General features: G+C 52.0%; 18 protein-coding genes. 12 read left to right on the plus strand and 6 right to left on the minus strand.

The window, feature by feature from the left end; all coding sequences use genetic code 11:
• The coding region (locus CSA35_01375) for a TetR family transcriptional regulator (protein ID PIE55114.1) at nucleotides 1–462 on the minus strand (462 nt) is incomplete at its 3' end.
• Nucleotides 463–887: 425 nt separating this feature from the next.
• Between CSA35_01375 and CSA35_01380 the strand changes: the two genes are divergently transcribed.
• Entirely contained in the window at nucleotides 888–1619 is a 732-nt protein-coding gene (locus tag CSA35_01380; protein ID PIE55115.1) for a hypothetical protein, read from the plus strand.
• 78 nt (nucleotides 1620–1697) lie between these two features.
• Here CSA35_01380 and CSA35_01385 read toward each other — a convergent pair whose 3' ends face one another.
• Entirely contained in the window at nucleotides 1698–1967 is a 270-nt protein-coding gene (locus CSA35_01385; GenBank protein ID PIE55116.1) for a hypothetical protein, read from the minus strand.
• 133 nt (nucleotides 1968–2100) lie between these two features.
• Entirely contained in the window at nucleotides 2101–2430 is a 330-nt protein-coding gene (locus CSA35_01390) for a hypothetical protein (protein ID PIE55117.1), read from the minus strand.
• A gap of 796 nt (nucleotides 2431–3226) precedes the next feature.
• On the opposite strand from CSA35_01390, the gene CSA35_01395 reads away from it, so the two are divergent.
• From CSA35_01395 to CSA35_01440, 10 genes are all read left to right on the plus strand, one after another.
• Complete coding sequence (locus CSA35_01395) at nucleotides 3227–3853, plus strand: hypothetical protein (GenBank protein ID PIE55118.1); 627 nt, start codon at nucleotides 3227–3229, stop codon at nucleotides 3851–3853.
• A gap of 57 nt (nucleotides 3854–3910) precedes the next feature.
• On the plus strand, nucleotides 3911–4915 hold the full coding sequence (locus tag CSA35_01400; GenBank protein ID PIE55119.1) for a pyruvate dehydrogenase (acetyl-transferring) E1 component subunit alpha: 1005 nt from the start codon (nucleotides 3911–3913) through the stop codon (nucleotides 4913–4915).
• A gap of 18 nt (nucleotides 4916–4933) precedes the next feature.
• Nucleotides 4934–5917, plus strand: a complete 984-nt coding sequence (locus CSA35_01405) for an alpha-ketoacid dehydrogenase subunit beta (protein PIE55120.1) — start codon at nucleotides 4934–4936, stop codon at nucleotides 5915–5917.
• A 3-nt stretch (nucleotides 5918–5920) separates the two neighbouring features.
• On the plus strand, nucleotides 5921–6409 hold the full coding sequence (locus CSA35_01410) for a hypothetical protein (GenBank protein ID PIE55121.1): 489 nt from the start codon (nucleotides 5921–5923) through the stop codon (nucleotides 6407–6409).
• Between the two features lie 83 nt (nucleotides 6410–6492).
• Nucleotides 6493–7569: a TRAP transporter substrate-binding protein DctP gene (locus CSA35_01415; protein PIE55122.1), complete on the plus strand. Its 1077-nt coding sequence runs from the start codon at nucleotides 6493–6495 to the stop codon at nucleotides 7567–7569.
• Between the two features lie 132 nt (nucleotides 7570–7701).
• A complete protein-coding gene (locus CSA35_01420; protein ID PIE55333.1) occupies nucleotides 7702–8124 on the plus strand; it encodes a TRAP transporter permease DctQ in 423 nt (140 codons plus the stop codon).
• Nucleotides 8125–8126: 2 nt separating this feature from the next.
• Entirely contained in the window at nucleotides 8127–9422 is a 1296-nt protein-coding gene (locus tag CSA35_01425) for a C4-dicarboxylate ABC transporter permease (protein PIE55123.1), read from the plus strand.
• A gap of 11 nt (nucleotides 9423–9433) precedes the next feature.
• A complete protein-coding gene (locus CSA35_01430; protein PIE55124.1) occupies nucleotides 9434–10723 on the plus strand; it encodes a dihydrolipoyllysine succinyltransferase in 1290 nt (429 codons plus the stop codon).
• Nucleotides 10724–10736: 13 nt separating this feature from the next.
• Entirely contained in the window at nucleotides 10737–12137 is a 1401-nt protein-coding gene (lpdA, locus tag CSA35_01435; GenBank protein ID PIE55125.1) for a dihydrolipoyl dehydrogenase, read from the plus strand.
• A 35-nt stretch (nucleotides 12138–12172) separates the two neighbouring features.
• Nucleotides 12173–12982 carry a gamma-glutamyl-gamma-aminobutyrate hydrolase gene (locus tag CSA35_01440; GenBank protein PIE55126.1) on the plus strand — a complete coding sequence of 270 codons (810 nt, stop codon included), beginning with the start codon at nucleotides 12173–12175 and terminating at the stop codon, nucleotides 12980–12982.
• Between the two features lie 87 nt (nucleotides 12983–13069).
• On the opposite strand, the gene CSA35_01445 is transcribed toward CSA35_01440, so the two are convergent.
• A complete protein-coding gene (locus tag CSA35_01445) occupies nucleotides 13070–13516 on the minus strand; it encodes a hypothetical protein (GenBank protein ID PIE55127.1) in 447 nt (148 codons plus the stop codon).
• A gap of 431 nt (nucleotides 13517–13947) precedes the next feature.
• On the opposite strand from CSA35_01445, the gene CSA35_01450 reads away from it, so the two are divergent.
• Entirely contained in the window at nucleotides 13948–15561 is a 1614-nt protein-coding gene (locus tag CSA35_01450) for a peptidase (GenBank protein ID PIE55128.1), read from the plus strand.
• 127 nt (nucleotides 15562–15688) lie between these two features.
• Here the strand turns inward: CSA35_01450 and CSA35_01455 are convergent, their stop codons facing one another.
• Nucleotides 15689–17251, minus strand: a complete 1563-nt coding sequence (locus tag CSA35_01455; GenBank protein ID PIE55129.1) for a glycine/betaine ABC transporter permease — start codon at nucleotides 17249–17251, stop codon at nucleotides 15689–15691.
• A 45-nt stretch (nucleotides 17252–17296) separates the two neighbouring features.
• Entirely contained in the window at nucleotides 17297–18604 is a 1308-nt protein-coding gene (locus CSA35_01460; GenBank protein PIE55130.1) for a glycine/betaine/sarcosine/D-proline family reductase selenoprotein B, read from the minus strand.
• Nucleotides 18605–18620: the final 16 nt, after the last annotated feature.

Here is an 18620-nt window from a genome sequence, read left to right on the forward strand (position 1 = left end):
GTAGTTGTTTGCCAGAATATGGGCAAGTATTGGGTCATATTTTTTTTCCGTATGTCTGGCTATTCCGATTGTTATGTGTTTTCCAAGCCGGGCAATCATATCTTCCTTTACGTTTTCATAGCTTGTACCGGCGCTTTTATCTACCAGAATTACAAAGTTTTTATGATTTTCAAAAAGCTGATACAGGTATTTATTGCCCACTTTTTCAAATCGATTCAGGCCGTTGCCTTCTTCAAGGGCTTCTTCTGCCTCCATGGCCTGGAAAAAACTCTTGTAAACATTCCCCACCACCGCATCAAAAAGTTCAGTCTTGTTCTTAAAATAGGAGTAAATCAGGCCCACAGACACATTTGCCCTGCGGGCAATATCTGCAAGCTTGGCACTGCGGTAGTCTTTTTGATAAAAAACCTCTTCCGCTGCCTTGAGAATATTGTTTTTGATTTCCTCTTTTAAAACTTGCAAATAAAACTCCTTTACTCTCCCGATAATTTGTTTTTTCAATCACACAAAAAAACAAGCTGAAGCACTGCTGTTTCAGGTATGACCGGCTCAAAGCTGAATGTTTATTCAAGAATAACAATTGTCCTGGTTTTTGTCAATACCTGAAAAGACTGAACGACCCTCTACTACAAGTCGGGGTGTTCACAAACCGTCGATTTGAAATCGACTATCATCTTGTGCGGACTCATAACGGATTGGCTTCTGAAGTGTTTAACACGACTCCAGACTGGTCATGCACCGTCCCCGGAAGCCTGTCCAATCTAATATTCTGCTCTGTTATGCTGAACTCTGATGCATATTCTGACTTGATTGATGGATTAAAACAGCTGATCTGGACGGGGATTCTGATGAGGATGTGATAGCAAGGTTTTCTGAGCCTAATCATATTGACTCAATTGTCGTGTTCATCAATCATCAGGTGGGACTACTATCTCCTCCAAATCCATTACAGGTACAAACTATGGTACCTCTTTAGAGACCTGTCATCCATAGACGCTGCTCTGGATACCGCTGAAGAGATTATTGTCTATTCCATGGAGCGGATCTGCAACGGAAAAAGCGTTCCATACTCCAAGAAAGTGATAAGTCTTTCAGATGGTTCCGCATCCATGATCATTAAGGGTGACAGGGAGCCGGATATCGGATACCGTCCCCAGGTGTGCAGAAGCCGGAACGGGTTCGTTACCGCGCTCAAGGTACCGGAGGGTAATACTGCGGACTCCCCTCAGCTTGACTCCATGGTCATGGAGTCAATACAGAACACCAATACTGTTCCCGAGAAAGTCAGTGCTGATGACGGATATTCCTCAGGAGCCGGACTCGAGATGGTTAAGTCCATAATCGGGGTAAAACATGTGAGTTTGTCAGGAACAAAGGGCAAACGGTTAATGACCGATGATGAATGGTTCAGTCAGGAACTCTCTGAATTCCGGAGGAACCGTTCTGCGGTGGAGTCATTGATGTTCGTTCTGAAGTATGTGGTCAATTTCGGCAGGGTCAGACGGAGAGGCATTCTTGCGGTAAGGACTGAGCTTATGGAAAAGGCGATTGCCTGCAACGTCATGCGTATCGTTCATCTCCGCAGGGAGCGGCGAAAGCAGATCCCCCTGGCATTGTAACCATACTTGGGCAGCTGACAGGTTGTTCTGGTGGTGGAATGTATCCTGATTCTGGGATACGGTCAGTTCCTGGATTATTTAAGCGGTATATTCCGCACTAATACGAGCATTGCCTATGCTAATGCCTTGGCGGGAGCCCCTGACTGGGTTATGATGCTTGAGGTGCTCCCTTTCTGGATGGGGTCTAGCTATGCCCTGCCCAATTCCAGTTCTAGCTCCAGTGACCAGAGCGACTTTTCCCAACAGCGAGAATTTTTCCAGGATCATGTTTTCACCCCTATGTGGTTCCATCACACCCCCCAAAGATATTTTTAATAACATCTCACCTAAAAAGAGCCAATACAACAAACGCCTTTCCTCCCCAACAGACATTGGGTTCGACATGAGTTCAACGTACCCAAAGTGGGAAGCACGCTTTCAAGCTCAACGCCTCTCACCAAAGAATCTATGCTCCATCAGTCAGTAGCGCTATCTCGACCGTCTATGCTGATTCTGATACAACGTTTTTTAAAAACTCGAAGAAGGATTTACCGGTGAATTGACACCCCTGATCGGCATTGAGAATCTTAGACTGCCCCACATCCAGAATTTTGTTCAAAGTGATGACACAAAATTGAGCATCCAGGATGTTGGAGACCTCCCAAGAGAGAATAGAGCGACCGCACCGGTTAATGACGGCTACACAATATATAAAGCCACTGGAAACGCCATAGCACGTGATATTCGTTCTCCAGAACCGGTTCAGCCTGATCAGCTGTGCGTTCCGAAACTGCCAGGGGAGAATCCCCCTCTCGAATAAAGGCTGCTGCATCCAGACGTGGGAGCTATGTCTTCAAAGCCCATAAGCCGCATCAGACGTTGAGCTCTCCTGCTATCTACGTCGTACCCTCCACGACGAAGACGGGCGATCATTTACGGCTCCCAGCCGAGAATATCACATCGCCTCCGCGATACTAAGCTCAGGACGGTCCAGTTCTACACAGGCCCGTCTTATTTCTTCCGATACAGATAAGCTTGGGAGAGCATCTATAGTTTACGGAAGACCCCGTGTGCTGGAGCTTTGGGATTCCACTACAATCTCCGTTTCTTCCACTACCTCATCTGGAGAGTAGGCCCCGAAAAAGCCCTGGAAAGCTGCACCAGGGCTTTTTGCCTTGAATTTCGGTAGACTTTGCTACCGTTTGACTGCCCATATATCTCTCTTTTTCTGAGACCACATGATACAGCAGTTTGTCTTGAACTTTACCTTAACAACTGAGCTTTTGGTCTTTTTTACGAAAGTACCGAACCTCCATCTCTCCTCAAGACACCCAAAAGCCCACTCTTAGTAAACTCAAAAAATATTTTAGTTTACAACGAAAGTACTTTTATATGTTACAAAAAGAACATTCAGAAGACTGTTTTTTTTGACTATTGTTTTCCTTATACTTGCAAGAACCTTACAACGACCGAGACATTCTCGGTGTATTTTTATGCCTCTGGATATTGTATAAAAGAACGAAACTTATTTGATTTTCAAATTCAATGTGGATATAGTCATATTGGAATGTAGCGTTCAACCTGTATGGCAGTGGCATACACCTTAGCCGAGCTGAGGAGGAATCCACGTGAGAGAACGCAAGAAGGACTTGGCCTACCAGGCTATCAAGAGCATGATTCTTTCCAAGAAGCTAACCAGCGAACAGTTTCTTTCCGAAAACGACCTGGCAAAAAAGCTGAACATAAGCCGGACTCCAGTGCGGGAGGCCCTTCTTCGTCTCAAATCGGAGGGGTTTATCCGCATCATACCCCACAAAGGAGCCGTCATCAACGAGGTTTCCATCGTGGAAGCTCGAGAGATTTTCGACATGCGTATGGCAATTGAGGAGTTCGTGGTTCGAAACGTTGCCGACCAACTGGAACCAGAACACTTCGCTATCCTGGACCGTTTGATCGATCAGCAGGAACAAGCGTCTGCGGCTAAGGACCTGGAGTCCTATCTGGCCGCAGATAGCGAGTTCCACGATTTTTTCCTGAGATTGTATAGAAACCGCGTCATATGGGATGCCGTTCTTCACGTCCGACAGCGTTTTCTCACCGTCGGGATATCGGTCCTGGTGACCCCTAAGGACATCGAGATATCCCTTCAGTACCACAAAGACATGGTGGAGGCTCTTCGAAGGGGAGATGTGGAAGAGGCGGTTCGCATAACTCATGACCACCTTAAATTCGGCAAGGCAAACCTTTTTCGGTAAACGTTCGGTGCCTTGAATCAATCTTCACGAATTTTCAGACATTAAGGAGGGAGCAATATGTGCGCAAAGCCAGTCCATAGAAAGGCGACGGTTCCGATCTCCTCGTACCCCAAGGATCTACTCACGAGTCTGTATCGAACCATGGTGACTATCCGGCTGTTCGAACAGACGGTCGAGAAGCACTTTCTGGCTGGGGATATCCCCGGATTTGTCCATCTCTACATCGGCCAGGAAGGCGTGGGTGCCGGAGTCATGGCCAACCTCACCAACGAGGATTACATCGAGAGTACCCACCGGGGACATGGACACACCATCGCCAAGGGCGCCGATCTCAAACGAATGATGGCGGAGATCTTCGGCAAGAGGACAGGCTACTGCAAGGGAAAGGGAGGGTCCATGCATATAGCCGATTTCAGTGTGGGGATGCTGGGAGCCAATGGAATCGTCGGCGGAGGATATAACCTGGCCGTAGGGGCTGGCCTGGCGTCCAAAATCCGAGGAGATAATCGAGTCTCCGTAGTTTTCTTCGGCGACGGAGCCTCCAATCGGGGAACATTTCACGAGGCTCTGAATATGGCGTCAGTATGGAAGCTCCCCGTTCTCTTCGTATGTGAAAATAATCAGTGGGCTTCCACGACCCCATACCTCACAACTACTTCGGTGGCCGACATCGCTGACCGGGCCCAAGGCTATAGCATCCCCGGCAGTATCGTGGACGGAAACGACGTTATGGCGGTCTACGAGGCAGCTAAGGACGTGATCCAAGGCATTCGATCAGGTGAGGGACCAGCCATTCTGGAGTGTAAAACCTACAGGATTAAAGGACATTTTGTGGGAGACCCTGAAAAATATCGAACTAAGGAAGAGGTACAAAAGATCTTCGATGACGATAACCCCATCGATCGTTTCGAAAGATCCGTCATTGAAGGGGGATGTCTCTCCCAGGGAGACTTAGACGTCGTGAAGGAACAGGCCCAAGCCTCTATTGAGGAAGCCGTTCAGTACGCGATGGCAAGCCCCGAACCTGATCCATCGGAGCTTTTGGATGACCTATACGTGTAGAGGCTGGAGGGATTGATCATGTCTGAGACGAAAACGATAAGTTTTTCACAGGCGACCCTTGAGGCCATGGAGGAAGAGATGGCTCGGGACAACACTGTGTTCATCATGGGCGAGGATATCGCCCGACAGGGGGGAATTTTCGGGCAATTCAAAGGACTCCCGGACGCTTTCGGAACAGAGCGGATTCGGGACACGCCCATCACTGAGACGGCTATCGTCGGAGCCGCCGTGGGGGCTGCTCTAGCAGGAATGCGGCCCATCGCAGACATGCATTTTGCCGATTTCATGTTAGTCTGTGGGGACGAGATCTACAACCAGATGGCAAAGGTCCACTACATGTTCGGGGGACAGAAAACGGTTCCCATGGTCCTTCGGGCACCTGACGGGCTGATCAACCAAGCAGCAGCACAGCATTCTCAAAGTCTGGAGGCGTTTTTCCAGCATATTCCAGGACTCAAAGTGGTGATCCCGTCCAATCCGGCAGACGCTAAAGGTCTCCTTAAGTCGGCGATCCGGGACGATAACCCTGTCATTTACTTCGAACACAAGGCCTTGTTCAATGTGAAGGGAGAGGTCCCTACAGGTGAGTATTTGACCCCCATCGGGAAAGCTCAGGTGGTGACCGAGGGATCGGACGTGACCCTGATTTCCTACTCTCACTGCCTCCACGCCGTGGCCAAGCCAGTCGTCGAGATGGCTGCCAGGGAAGGAATATCGGTGGAACTTGTCGATCTTCGATCCATATCGCCCGTGGACAAGGAAACGATCCTCCAGTCGGTGAGTAAAACCGGTCGGTTGGCTATCGTTCATGAGGCGGTGAAACAGGGGGGCGTGGGAGGAGAAATCGCGGCTATGGTGGCTGAGGAAGCCATCGATGTTCTGGACGCACCGATACTCCGATTCGGGGCTCCCTTTACGCCAGTACCCTTTGCCAAACCTCTGGAGCAGGCCTACCGAATCAAACCGGAGGTTGTCCTGGACGGCCTCCGTCGGATGATGTAGCTCATGTCCACCTTTCAGGCGGCAGTCGCCTACTCAACCAGGCGGATCGCGGCCCGCCTTACCCCGGGGAGCGACCTGTTTCAAGGGATTCGAGACATCTGTGAGCGGTACGACATAACCTGCGCCAGCATAGACCTGCTGCTGGGAAGTCTTCGCTCAGCGACGGTAACCTGTATCACCTCCGACCCGAACTCCCCATCGGGAACCGTCTATCGACCCCCTCTCACCGTCAGCGGGCCTCTGGAGCTTATCGGAGCGTGGGGGACCATCGGAGTCGAGGATAACGCCATTGCCGTTCATCTTCACGGTCTCGTCGCTCTTGACGAGCACTCCCCCATCTGCGGCCATTTTGTCGACAGTGGGGAGAACCTGGTATTGGCTACCGCAGAGATTCAGTTAACTGAACTGATGGGGATGGAATGGCTCAGAGAAATCGACTCAGAGACTGGTTTTCCCCTCTTCAAGCCTCAGCAGGGCGATCCCCAGCCTTAATAGGAGGTGATGATGAGAAAAATCAACGGCATCCACAATACGATGGATACACCTGAACAGCCACAACATAAGGAGGAGAGGACATGAAAAAATCGCTTCACGCAATCATAATTGCCAGTATGATTCTGTGTCTGTCCGCCACGGCTTTCGCCCAATATAAGGCCGAGTACAAGATGAGCGTCAACCCAGGAGCTGTCACAGCCTGGGGGATGGGGGCAGGCTATTTCGCCGATCTGGTCAAGGAACGAACCAACGGCCGGGTTAACATCAAGGTCTACTATTCAGGCCAGCTGTTCGCGGGCAAACAGACTGCCGAGTTCCTGTTGCTCCGTAACGGGGCAATCGACTTTTCCCTCGCCTCAACCATCAACTGGTCTCCCCAAGTCAAGGAACTGAACCTACCGGGATTGCCGTTCTTTATATCAGCCTATGGAAATAAACGTTATGAGGCCATGGACGCCATCGAGAACGGCAAAGCCGGCAAAATGATGATCAAAGCCATGGAGAAAAAGGGTGTCACCTTCCTAGCCTGGGGTGAGAATGGGTTCCGAGAGATGACCAACAGCGTCCGAGAGGTCGCCAAACCCGAGGACATGAAGGATCTGAAAATCCGGGTCGTGGGCAGCCCCATCTACATCGACACGTTCAAGGCCCTGGGAGCGAACCCCATCAACATGAACTGGGCCGAGGCTACCACGGCTTTCCAACAGAAGGTCGTGGATGGGCAGGAAAACCCTCTTGTTGGTATCTGCATTCCCGTCAAGATCTGGAACTACCATACGTACCTGACCAACTGGCACTATGTCATCGATCCCCTGGTTCTTGCGGCTAACCCCAAGGTCTGGAAGGGATTCTCTAAAGAGGATCAGCAGATCATCCGCGAGTGTGCCCTTGATTCGATGAAATACGAGAAGGCCATCGCCCGCATCGGCATGGACGATGGACAATCTCTGGCCTATCTTCAAAGCATCGGAAAAGCACCGGAGGAGGTAGATCCCTACGCCCTCTGTGAGAAGAACGGTATGGTCATAACCAACCTGACGCAGAAAAACCTGAAAGCATTCCGAGAGGCCACCGCCGGGATCCGGAAGGATTGGACAAAAAAGATCGGTCCCGAGTTAGTTGCCGCAGCGGAGGAGGATATGGCCTCGGTTAAATAACCGGATGAACACCCAGACCGGGGGGGGGGCCATACCTCTCCCCGGCTCTTGTCTCGAAAGGAGTGTCGACCCGTGGCTCGACGTTTTTTCGACCATTTTGAAGAGATCATCGGCTCCGTACTCGTTGCCGTTATGGTCACGATATCCTTCGTTAATGTAATAACTCGTTATTTCATAAAGATGTCCCTGTCATGGTCGGAGGAGATCACCGTCAATCTCTTCGTGTGGGTCGTCCTGCTCGGGACCGCCACCGCCTTCAAAAAAGGCAGCCATCTGGGGATGTCGTTTCTTTACGACAGGCTTTCCTCATCGTGGAAAAAACCTCTGAGTCTCCTGTCAGGACTGATCTGCATTGTTTTTTTCATAATTCTCGGTTGGCTGGGGGGCCTTGAGGTTCGGGACGAAATTCAACTGTCGGTCACCACCGAATCTCTTGCCATACCGGTATGGTACTACACCGTCGCTCTCCCAATATTCTCAGCGTTGATCATCCTTCGGGTGTTTCAAAGTACGTGGCGCTTTCTTCGGGATCAAGCCGAAGAGAAGGAGGACTAACCATGAGTTTTTCCGATCCGGCACTATGGACTCTGATTCTGTTCCTCGTCCCCCTGCTCATCAAGGTCCCGATCTCTATCGCCCTCGGCGGAGCCGCCGTAACAGTCGTGTACTTCTGGGAGATGGGGCTCCCCATGATCTCATATAACTTTTACGCCGGTATCTCCAAGTTTCCGCTTCTGGCTATCCCGTTTTTCATCCTGGCGGGGGTCATCATGGAAAAAGCCGGAATCGCCGAGCGAATTATCGACCTGATGAAAAAGCTGGCGGGCTCGATGACCGGAGGTCTCGCAATCGCTACCGTGGGGGTAGCGACCTTCTGGGGAGCCGTCAGTGGCTCGGGTCCCGCCACGGTTGCAGCTTTGGGGCTGATCCTTATCCCTGGCATGGCAACTGCGGGATATGACAAGGCTTTTGCGGCAGCCACCGTATCCGTGGCGTCGGGCCTGGCCATCATCATTCCACCGAGCATCGCCTTCATCGTCTACGGCGGGGTAGCTGATGTGTCCATCCCAGCCCTCTTCGCCGCTGGCTTTCTTCCAGGCGCGGTGGTCGCTCTATGTATGATGATGGCAGTCTACCTGGTCTCCCGGCAAATGGGCTACGGTGGGGGAGAACCTCCGAAACCAGGCGACCTCGTCCGATCGTTCAAGCGCGCACTCTGGGGCATCATGGCACCAGTGATCATTCTGGGAGGAATCTACGGCGGAGTGTTCACACCCACCGAGGCTGCAGCCGTGGCCGTTTTTTATGGTTTGTTCGTCGGAGTATTTATATATCGGACCATCAACTCATTCTCCATCATGTACGACATTCTCTCCTCGACGGTAACGGCAACATCGGTGGTCATGATCGTGGTAACCTGCGCCGGTCTTTATTCGTGGGTGGGGGCCACGGTCGGCTTGATCGAGAAGGCCGCAGGAGTTCTTCTGAGCATCTCGTCATCCTCCACAATCGTGTTACTCATGATAAACGTTATCTTACTTTTCGCCGGGATGGTCCTCGATGCTATCTCCATCTACTACGTATTCCTGCCCATCCTGCTGCCTATCATGGCACATTTCGGCTGGGATCCCATCTGGTTCGGAGTCATGATGACCATCAATCTGGCGGTAGGGCAGGTAACTCCACCTGTAGCGGTTAACCTCTACGTCGGAGCGAACATCAGCGGTCTGACTATTGAGGAAATCAGCAAGCCAGCGTTCCCCCTGATACTGGCGGCTCTGGTCGCCCTCGTCATCATTATCGTATTTCCCCAGCTCTCGACTTGGATGCCGACCATGCTGGGACTGAACTAGGAGGTGTCTCCATGGCAACCAATATACCCATGCCCAAACTGGGGCTCACCATGACCGAAGGGACCGTGTCCAAGTGGATCAAGCAAGAGGGTGATCCGGTAAAGACAGGGGAGGTTCTTTTCGTCGTCTCAACCGACAAAATCACCTACGAGGTGCAGTCTGAACGGGATGGTGTGTTGCTCAAAATATACGTGTCCGAAAACCAATCGGTCCCCGTGGGGGCCAATGTAGCGGCGATCGGAGAGGCCGATGAAGTGCTCGAACCGTGTGACGGAGCAGCACCCCTTCAAGAACCTAGCGAACCAACTCTACCGACGATATCTCCCGAGAAGTCGGGAGAGGAAACAAACCCCAAAGGACTTCGAGCCACTCCTAAGGCTCGAAAAACCGCCAAAGACCTTGGAATTGACCTGACCACGATATCGGGATCTGGTCCAGAGGGGAGCATCCGATGTAAAGACGTGATCACAGCATCCAAACGGAGTCCCAAGATGTCACCAGTAGCAGCCAAAATGGCAGCAGATCTGGGTCTCGATCCATCGGCCATTCCCGGGACTGGAAAACGAATCATGAAGGCCGACGTGACAGCTACAGGCACAACCGCCGTTCAGTGCCCTATCGGAGACACAATCGTCCCCATGACCACCATGAGGGCTATCATCGCCCGAAGAATGTTGGAGAGCGTCCAAACAATCCCCGCCGTCACTTACGACGTGGAGTTGGACTGCACGGCCATGATCAATCTCCGAAAGCAGGTCAAGGCTATGGGAGCCCAGATCTCCTACAACGACGTGGTCATGATGGCCTGCGCACGAGCGTTGACGGAGTACCCCATGTGTAACTGCTCCACCGACATGGAGAACCAGAGCTATATCATGCACTCGTCGGTCAACATCGGCCTGGCCGTGGCTATCGAGGGCGGTCTTCTCGTCCCCAACGTCAAGGACGTCCAGACTAAATTCCTCCTCGAGATTGCCACAGCCACCAAAGACCTGGTGGATAGAGCCAGATCCAATCGACTCCTGCCCCAAGATCTGGAGGGAGGGACCTTCACCATCACCAACCTGGGAATGTTTGGAGTGAAGAGCTTCAGCCCTATCGTCAACCCACCTGAGTCGTGTATCCTGGCGATCAACGCCATGAGGGAAACTCCAGTGGTTGTTGATGGAGCTGTGGTGGTCCGAACCATAACCAATCTGTGTCTCACAGCAGACCATCGTTCGGTGGACGGCGCCGACGGTGCCCAATTCCTGACTCGGGTGAAAGAGCTTCTGGAATCCCCGATGCTCCTGTTGCTGTAGGAGGCGATCATATATGACATCTCAAAAAAACGTGGTCGTCGTCGGTGGCGGACCGGGAGGGTACGTTTGCGCCATCAGGCTGGCCCAACTGGGCGCTTCTGTCATCGTTATCGAACGGGAACGAATGGGGGGCACCTGTCTGAACTGGGGCTGCATCCCAACCAAGGTTCTCGTCCACACCGCCGAGCTCTATCATGAGGCAGTAAACGCCGCCGATCTGGGACTCCATTTCGAGGGAGTATCCATTAACTGGAAGGAGCTCATGACCCGCAAGGAGCAGGTTGTCGAGCAACTGGTGGGCGGCGTCGAGGGGCTCATGGCCGCCAACAATATATCGGTGATCACTGGAGAGGCTTCGTTCCTATCGTCCAATACCCTTCAGGTGAACGACACGGTAATATCCTTCGACACCGCCATTATCGCCACCGGATCGGAGACGGTGATTCCGCCCATCCCTGGTATCGACATACCCGGGGTCATCACAAGCAGAGAGGCTCTGGATCTGGACAGAATACCCCACTCACTGACCGTGATCGGAGGCGGGGTTGTCGGGATGGAATTCGCCTCAATATACTCTATCCTTGGAACCAAGGTCACGGTGATTGAGATGCTCGATTCGGTACTCTCCTCTATGGACGGAGACATAACATCCGTGGTGAAAGGCAGGCTTGAGGGAGCAGGCGTTCGATTCCACACATCCTCACAGGTGACGGGGTTCACTATGGACGGCAACATCGTGGCAACCTCGGTAAAGACCCCTACAGGCCCAATGGTCGTCCACTCAGAAAAGACCCTCCTGTCGGTGGGACGAAGACCAGCCACAAACTCTCTCCTGTTGGAAAACGCTGGGATTCGTCATGATCGGGGACGGATACTCGTGGACGAGGCGATGAGCACATCGACTCCGAATATATACGCCATCGGCGACTGTTGCAGCTCCATCCAGCTGGCCCACGTGGCCTCGGCTCAGGGGGAAGTGGCAGCGGAGAACGTTATGGGACACAGGAGATTCATGGAATACAAAACAGTTCCGAGCTGCGTCTATACTCTACCTGAGGTGGCATCGGTCGGCCTCAGCGAATCGGAGGCAATCAGAAAGGGGTACGAAGTACAGGTAGGACGATTTCCTCTGTCTGCCAACGGCAAGAGTTTGATCATGAAGGGGTACGACGGCCTCGTGAAGTTCGTGGTAGACCGACGATACGACGAGATCCTCGGAGTTCACATGGTGGGGCCCAGGGTCACAGACCTCATCGTAGAAGGAGCTCTGGCCCTTCGACTGGAGGCAACGGTTGAGGAGATCGTCACCACGATACACGCTCATCCCACGATTGGCGAAGCTCTGGGAGAGGCTGCCATGGCTGTCCATCACCGGGCTGTTCATATGCCTCCGACAGCCCTCCCAATTACATAGAAAAGAGCTTTCTCCCCTGGGCAAGGTACAGTACAATGCTCCCAAAGAGCTTGAGAGGGGGAGAACTCATGACTGGACCGATCATCGCCATAGCCTCTAACCTGGAGTATCTGAACGAGGACAAGCTGACCCTGAACATAGCCTACGCCCAGGCTATTCGAAACACCGGAGCTATTCCGGTGATTCTGCCCGTGACCGACGATCACGATGAGATATCCACCGGGCTTGATCTGGCATCAGGCCTCCTGCTGCCAGGGGGATCCGACATATCCCCCCGGTTTTTTCGGGCAGAGCCTCACCCCGATATCGAGGAGGTTAAGCCCGAGCTCGACAGGTTTCAGCTGGCGATGACGGCCATGGCCCTGGAAAGGCAGCTGCCCATCCTGGGAATCTGTCGGGGAGCTCAGGTGCTGAACGTGGCTCTTGGGGGGAGCCTCATACAGCACATCGCCCCCGGAAAGGATACTGTTCAGCACCGTCAGAAAAGTCGTCGAAATGTTCCGAGCCACTCCGTGACCGCCGAGGCAGGTTCTCTTGTGGAGCAGATTCTCGGCCGGACTTTCCGGGTCAACAGCTATCACCACCAGGCGGTGGACACCCTGGGCCAAGGTCTGCGTATCACCGCTCGAGCGAGCGACGGGATCGTTGAGGCCGTGGAGCTTGAGGGGCACCCTTTTGTTATTGGAGTTCAATGGCACCCCGAGAACATGGCCGACCAGGACGGCCCTATGGCGCCTCTCTTTCAAGTCTTTGTTGAGGTCTGTGCATCTCGCTTGCCTTCCCATTCCCAGGAAACCGAGGATCGCCAGCAACGCTCGTCCGTACGACGTACAATCCAGATCTAAATACCAATATCGCCCCTGAAACTAAAAGCTGGGGAGACATTTTCCGATGTCTCCCCAGCTTTTTATGCATTTCAAGTCTCAATCAAATTAGCCTGACTTCGTAGCTTCGTCCGATCGTGCTATCTCATTGAGAGAGAGACCGATCTCCAAATATTGGGCCTCCGATTCCTGAAAGTGTTTCATGTCACGGGGATACCCCTCTTTGCGGTATTTCCGGTCTTTTTTATGTTCTTCGAGAGTGTGGCAAAGCTCCTGAAAAACCCCCATGGCCCGATCCATCTCGCGAACGTACGCTCGAAGGGCCATGAGGAACCGCCTCTGTGAATCCTCCGAGGGATTCAGCTCCTTTATGCCCTCCCGAACACCCCTCAGTCGCTCCCGCAGGGGAGCTACATCCCGAGCAGCAGCGAGAGGATCGGGACGGATAAAGCCCAGAGCTTTTTTGAAGGAGAACCGAAACAGACGGTTTTGGATAGCCAGGTACTCCCGAAGAACCCTGTTCGTCTCCAAAGCCGGCTCAGGAAAGTCGATCATGTATGCGCATCCTGACGAGCACGTTTTCCCAAGGCATGACGATGGTACCGAACCCAAGCACCTCGGCTGAGTTTAGCAACGAACATGCCCTGCACACTGAAAAATTCATCTGACAAGATAACAAGATAACCCCCTTCTCTGCTCTCGCCCTTTATAGTTGGATATCTCGATAAAGGAGTGTGTACTTTTTATCTTTCAAACGGTCTCACATATACGACCAAAAACTCAAGAAACCTCTCCAAAAGCAGTGTACCCCGACATGCGGGGAAAGGCAACTCATCGACAAAATCTGGACTCAAAACATTGAGATGAATCGCCTACCCCGGGCTTGCTTTTTTTGTTAAACAAGGTACACTAAGTTTGGTGCTTAATTTTTTTGCCCCGATCATGAGGGTCGAGGGCTTTTGTTAGTGCACAGAGGAAAGGAGACGATGGTTGTGAAAAAAGTTATTCGAGGAATTTTGGTTTTTTCGCTCTCCCTGATCGTGACCGCCTCCGCAATGGGGTGTACCGATATCGTGGCGGGCAAAGACGCCACGGTTGACGGTTCGGTCATCACCTCCCATACCGCCGACGGCGCCTTTTACGACGGTCGAGTTCGACTCATCCCCGGCGGTACACATTCAAAGGGCGAGATGACCCCAGTTTTCTGGAACATCACCAACGAGGAGTACGGTCCACCCCAGAAGATCGGCGAGATTCCTCAGGTAGAACAGACCTATGCATACTTCCACGTGGGATATCCCTTTATGAACGAACATGGGGTGGCTATTGGTGAGACCACTATCGGTCAGAAAGAGGAGCTTAAAACCTTCCGCCCTGACGCTCGGGCCATCCTGACCATTGAGCAGTTGGAGGCTCTCGGTCTCCAGCGAGCCAAGACCGCCCGGGAGGCCATCGCTGTCATGGGAGATCTGGCCGAAAAATATGGATTCCTTCCTTCCTGCGGGAGCGAGGGAGAGTGTCTGAGCGTCACCGACGCTAACGAGGCATGGATCTTCGAGCTCCGTAGCGTGGGCATGATGTGGACCAGGGAGAGTGGCAAGCCCGGCGCCATATGGGTCGCCCAGAGGGTTCCCGACGACATGGTCGTGGTCGTTCCAAATATGAGCCGTATTCAGGAGATCGACCCGAACGATACGGACAATTTCATGGTTGCCAAGGGATACAAACAGTTCGCTATCGACATGGGCTGGTATGATCCTAACGGGACGAAGCCTTTCATCTGGCAAAGAGCTTATTCTCCTTTGACGGGTAACGACAACTGGTCCCTCTCGTCGATGTGGATCCGCAACCGGCTTCATACGATTCACAAGATCCTGGCTCCGTCTCAGGAATGGGATCCCAACGCTGAAACCATGTCATATCCTTTCGCCATCAAACCCGAGAAGAAGATCTCCGTGGCAGACGTTATGGAAATGCTGCGGTCTCACATGACCGGAACTCCCTTCGACATGTACGAGGATCAGGCCTGGTTCGTCCGGGAGGGGGACAAGGCAGTGAAAAGCCCCTTGGCGACGCCCTTCCCCACGAAGGATGTTCGCCGACTTCTGGGCATCCCTTATAACCGCCCGGTGTCCAAATGGGACTGTGCCTATAGCTTCGTATCTCAGGCCAGACGGGACGTTCCAGAACCTATGCGGACAATTCTGTGGTTCGGGTTCGACAACCCCCACACCACATGCTACGTGCCGATCTACAACGGGGTTACCGATACGAAGGAATCGTGGCGAACCTTTGACCGAAACGCCTTCAGCCTGGATTCAACCCAGTGGGCTTTTATCCTGGCCGACGACCTCGTTAGCCGGCGGTATGGCGATTCCATGAGCGACCTTATCTCGGTCCGAGCTCCGCTTGAAAAGAGCTTCTTCGATAAGATCGCCGAGGTGGACGCCAAAGCGGCCAAGCTTTGTAAAGAGTGCCCCAAAAAAGCGAAGGCATACCTGACAGACTTCACAGATTCCTGCATGAAGGACGTGGAGAAAGCCTGGTGGACGTTGAACTGGTCACTTATCACCAAATATAACAACAACAAGATCCACTGATAATAAGCTGAGTACAAAGGGGAGGCCAACAGCCTGTGGCTGTTGGCCTCCCCTCTGCGTTTCTGTTACCGATGTATTTCCAATGAAAATAGAATGGACTGTTGTTTTCTGTAAACACCGCAAATTGCTACAACGAGTACTCCGTATCCGAGACTCCCATATCAGCTCTGAGGCTCTGGGCTATTTCATCTCGAACGACAGGGTCGCGGGACATCCCACGCCATATGGAAACACACGCGACAGCCATCACGATCGAAAAGGGGAAAGCCGCAACGATTGAAATTGTTTGCAAAGCCTTCAAACCTCCGCTGAAAAGAAGTACCGCCGCCAAAGCCGCAAGGAGAGCCCCCCAGAGCGCGACTTTGCCCCTGGAGGGATTCTCCACCCCTTCCTCAGAGTACATAGCCAAAACCAGTGACGCCGCCTGTCCAGATGTTATAAAGAATGTAGCCACCAGAAGAGCAGCCAAACCGGAGAGAATTTTTCCCAAGGGATAACAGGCAAAAACCTTGTAAAGCCCTGTCGATATGTTTTCAACAACCGCCTGCCCCACAGGTGCGATGCCATTGATCTCCAGATGTATTCCCGCCGTTCCAAATATGGCAAACCAAACGAAAGTTCCTAAACTGGGAGCCAGAAGGGCACCGGTAATAAATTCTCGAACCGTTCTTCCCCGGGAAACACGGGCGATAAATGACCCCGCAAAGGGAGCCCATGCAATCCACCAGGCCCAGTAAAAAACGGTCCATCCCCCAAGCCAGTCCGCAAAAGCACCTCCATAGGGTGCCATATGGAAAGATTCCTTGATCAGGCCACTAAAATAATAGGCAATCCCATCCAGTAACGACCGTAACATGGCGACTGACGGCCCGACGAAAAACATTACGATCATGATGAGAAACGCCAGCCACAGGTTGAGATCTGATATGAGTTTTATCCCCCGATTAATACCCGATATGGCCGCACCGATATAAACAACCGCCACACCGACGATAACAGCAAGTTGAGTTGTTACAACATCTGGTACACCCAAAAGATGGTTAAGACCACTGGCTATCTGCATCGCCCCCAACCCCAGAGAGGTTCCCAATCCTGCTAGGGTAGCAAAAATAGTCAGGATATCTATAATTTGACCAAAAGCACCCCTGGCCAGAGTCTCTCCCCCCAGAGGAACAAGGATACTGCTAATCAGAGCCGGAGCTTTTCTGCGGTATTGGGCGTACGCCATAGCCAGCCCCATAACACAGAACCCCGACCAAGGATGAAGTCCCCAATGGAAAAAAGTGATCTGCATCGCCTGTGATGCGGCTTCTATGGATTTGGGGTCAGCTACGGGAGGAGCCATGAAATGCATCAACGGTTCACCAACGCTGTAGAAAACCAAACCAATCCCCATTGATCCAGAAAACAACATCGCCAACCAGGAAAAATTGCTGAATTCTGGGCGATCCCCCGGCTTGCCTAGCACAATTCTACCGAAACGACTCATGGCAATCACAACGCTGAACAGAAGCAGGGCGGACATAACCGCAATATAGAGCCACCCGAAACGATCAATTAAAAACGAAAAAACACCATTTGCCAAATTTCCTAGTCCCTGGGGACTCACGACACCCCATACAACGATACACAGGGTCACTGCAGAAGAGCCGAAAAAAACGAAATTTCGTTGGCGTCTTTCCTTTATCATCCCTCATCGCTCCTTCTCAACTCTCAAAATCTCGATGATCAGCATTTACGGTGCCGTAAAAACTGTCTGACAAGAGATATCTGTCTCCAGAGCCGATATGGCCGTCGACACCAGCTTTCTTCTGAACTCAAACTCTTGTTCCTGATCAAGAGACGGGTTTCCTAATGGGTGGGGTATGGAACTGCCCTGAACAACCCGATTCGGTCCGATGGATACAGCAATATCTGTCAGATTTGTGACCACAACAACGGGAATGCCCGCCAATTCAATTTCCCTGGCCATCGTTGCCCCGCAACGAGTACATGTTCCTCAGGTCGTGACAAGCAAGACAGCGTCGACCTGATCGTCCCGAAGAAGTGCAATAATTTCCCGTGACATTCGAGAAGCATCTTTTTGAGCCGTCCCAGTTCCTACCGTAGCGAAAAATCGCGGATACACCGCTCCAATCTGACCCTGGCGCTCCAAAGCACGCACAGCGTCTAGAGGCAACACACGATTAGGATCTTCATTTGCCGCCGCCGAATCATAGCCCGCGTGGACAGTCACGAAATCACCAGCGTTCAGGCGTTCCATACCTGCTATGTCATATGCACCCCACAGTGTGGCCGATGCAGATTGAATTCTGTCTGGGTTACCTTCAGGAACAATACCTCCAGATGTTACCAGCGCAACGGTAGAAGCCTTCATGTCAGGTACAGCAGGAGCTATTGGCACGATATCCGGTTTCGGAATAGGCAGTTCTGTCTGAAAGGGCTCGTTTTTCAACTTTTTCATCAACATATCAAACATTCGATCACATGCAGGTACCCCGTCTTTGGGGAAATACTGCCGTCGAATACCACGTCCGAAATACCCCTCTTCATCGGCAGTGCCGAGGGGCACACCAAGGGCCAATTTTTCCGCAAATCCAGCAAGGGTACCCATATCCTGCCTCATATATGTAGCCTTCCGACCACCTTTGAAAACATACGCTGATTTACGGTACAGTTCCACCCCGGGGTTTTCCTCGTTCATTGAGGTCAAAACGGGAACGCCAAACCTCTCTGAGACAGCCGAACAGACTAAGCCACACCCAACACCATATCGACCTGCCATAAAAGCTGGCCCCGCTATGAAAATATCGAAATCGACGTTCTCAAGCCAAGACAGAATCGTGGTAAGAACTTCATCTGTCCACTCGTTAATATAATTGTCACCACAAATCACAGTGTGAGTAACCTCTACATGAGGCATAAGATCATTTAACATGACAGAGCTACCGACAAGGGGAGAATGAAACGTCGGTCCAGCATCTGCGGCATCCTCGCCTCCAATTTGACCAAAGAACTGGTTGATATAATGAATGGCCTTCATGTTTATTCTCCTTAAA

The organism is Dethiosulfovibrio peptidovorans (assembly GCA_002748665.1).
GTDB lineage: Bacteria > Synergistota > Synergistia > Synergistales > Dethiosulfovibrionaceae > Dethiosulfovibrio > Dethiosulfovibrio peptidovorans_A.

Bases quoted from the DNA above. Each gene is read 5' to 3' on its own strand.
- CSA35_01415 (PIE55122.1), top strand. From the start codon at position 6,493: ATGAAAAAATCGCTTCACGCAATCATAATTGCCAGTATGATTCTGTGT.
- CSA35_01430 (PIE55124.1), top strand. From the start codon at position 9,434: ATGGCAACCAATATACCCATGCCCAAACTGGGGCTCACCATGACCGAA.
- CSA35_01405 (PIE55120.1), top strand. From the start codon at position 4,934: ATGTCTGAGACGAAAACGATAAGTTTTTCACAGGCGACCCTTGAGGCC.
- lpdA (PIE55125.1), top strand. From the start codon at position 10,737: ATGACATCTCAAAAAAACGTGGTCGTCGTCGGTGGCGGACCGGGAGGG.
- CSA35_01390 (PIE55117.1), bottom strand. From the start codon at position 2,430: ATGCAGCAGCCTTTATTCGAGAGGGGGATTCTCCCCTGGCAGTTTCGG.
- CSA35_01440 (PIE55126.1), top strand. From the start codon at position 12,173: ATGCTCCCAAAGAGCTTGAGAGGGGGAGAACTCATGACTGGACCGATC.
- CSA35_01425 (PIE55123.1), top strand. From the start codon at position 8,127: ATGAGTTTTTCCGATCCGGCACTATGGACTCTGATTCTGTTCCTCGTC.
- CSA35_01420 (PIE55333.1), top strand. From the start codon at position 7,702: ATGGTCACGATATCCTTCGTTAATGTAATAACTCGTTATTTCATAAAG.
- CSA35_01450 (PIE55128.1), top strand. From the start codon at position 13,948: ATGGTTGTGAAAAAAGTTATTCGAGGAATTTTGGTTTTTTCGCTCTCC.
- CSA35_01400 (PIE55119.1), top strand. From the start codon at position 3,911: ATGTGCGCAAAGCCAGTCCATAGAAAGGCGACGGTTCCGATCTCCTCG.
- CSA35_01455 (PIE55129.1), bottom strand. From the start codon at position 17,251: ATGATAAAGGAAAGACGCCAACGAAATTTCGTTTTTTTCGGCTCTTCT.
- CSA35_01410 (PIE55121.1), top strand. From the start codon at position 5,921: ATGTCCACCTTTCAGGCGGCAGTCGCCTACTCAACCAGGCGGATCGCG.
- CSA35_01445 (PIE55127.1), bottom strand. From the start codon at position 13,516: ATGATCGACTTTCCTGAGCCGGCTTTGGAGACGAACAGGGTTCTTCGG.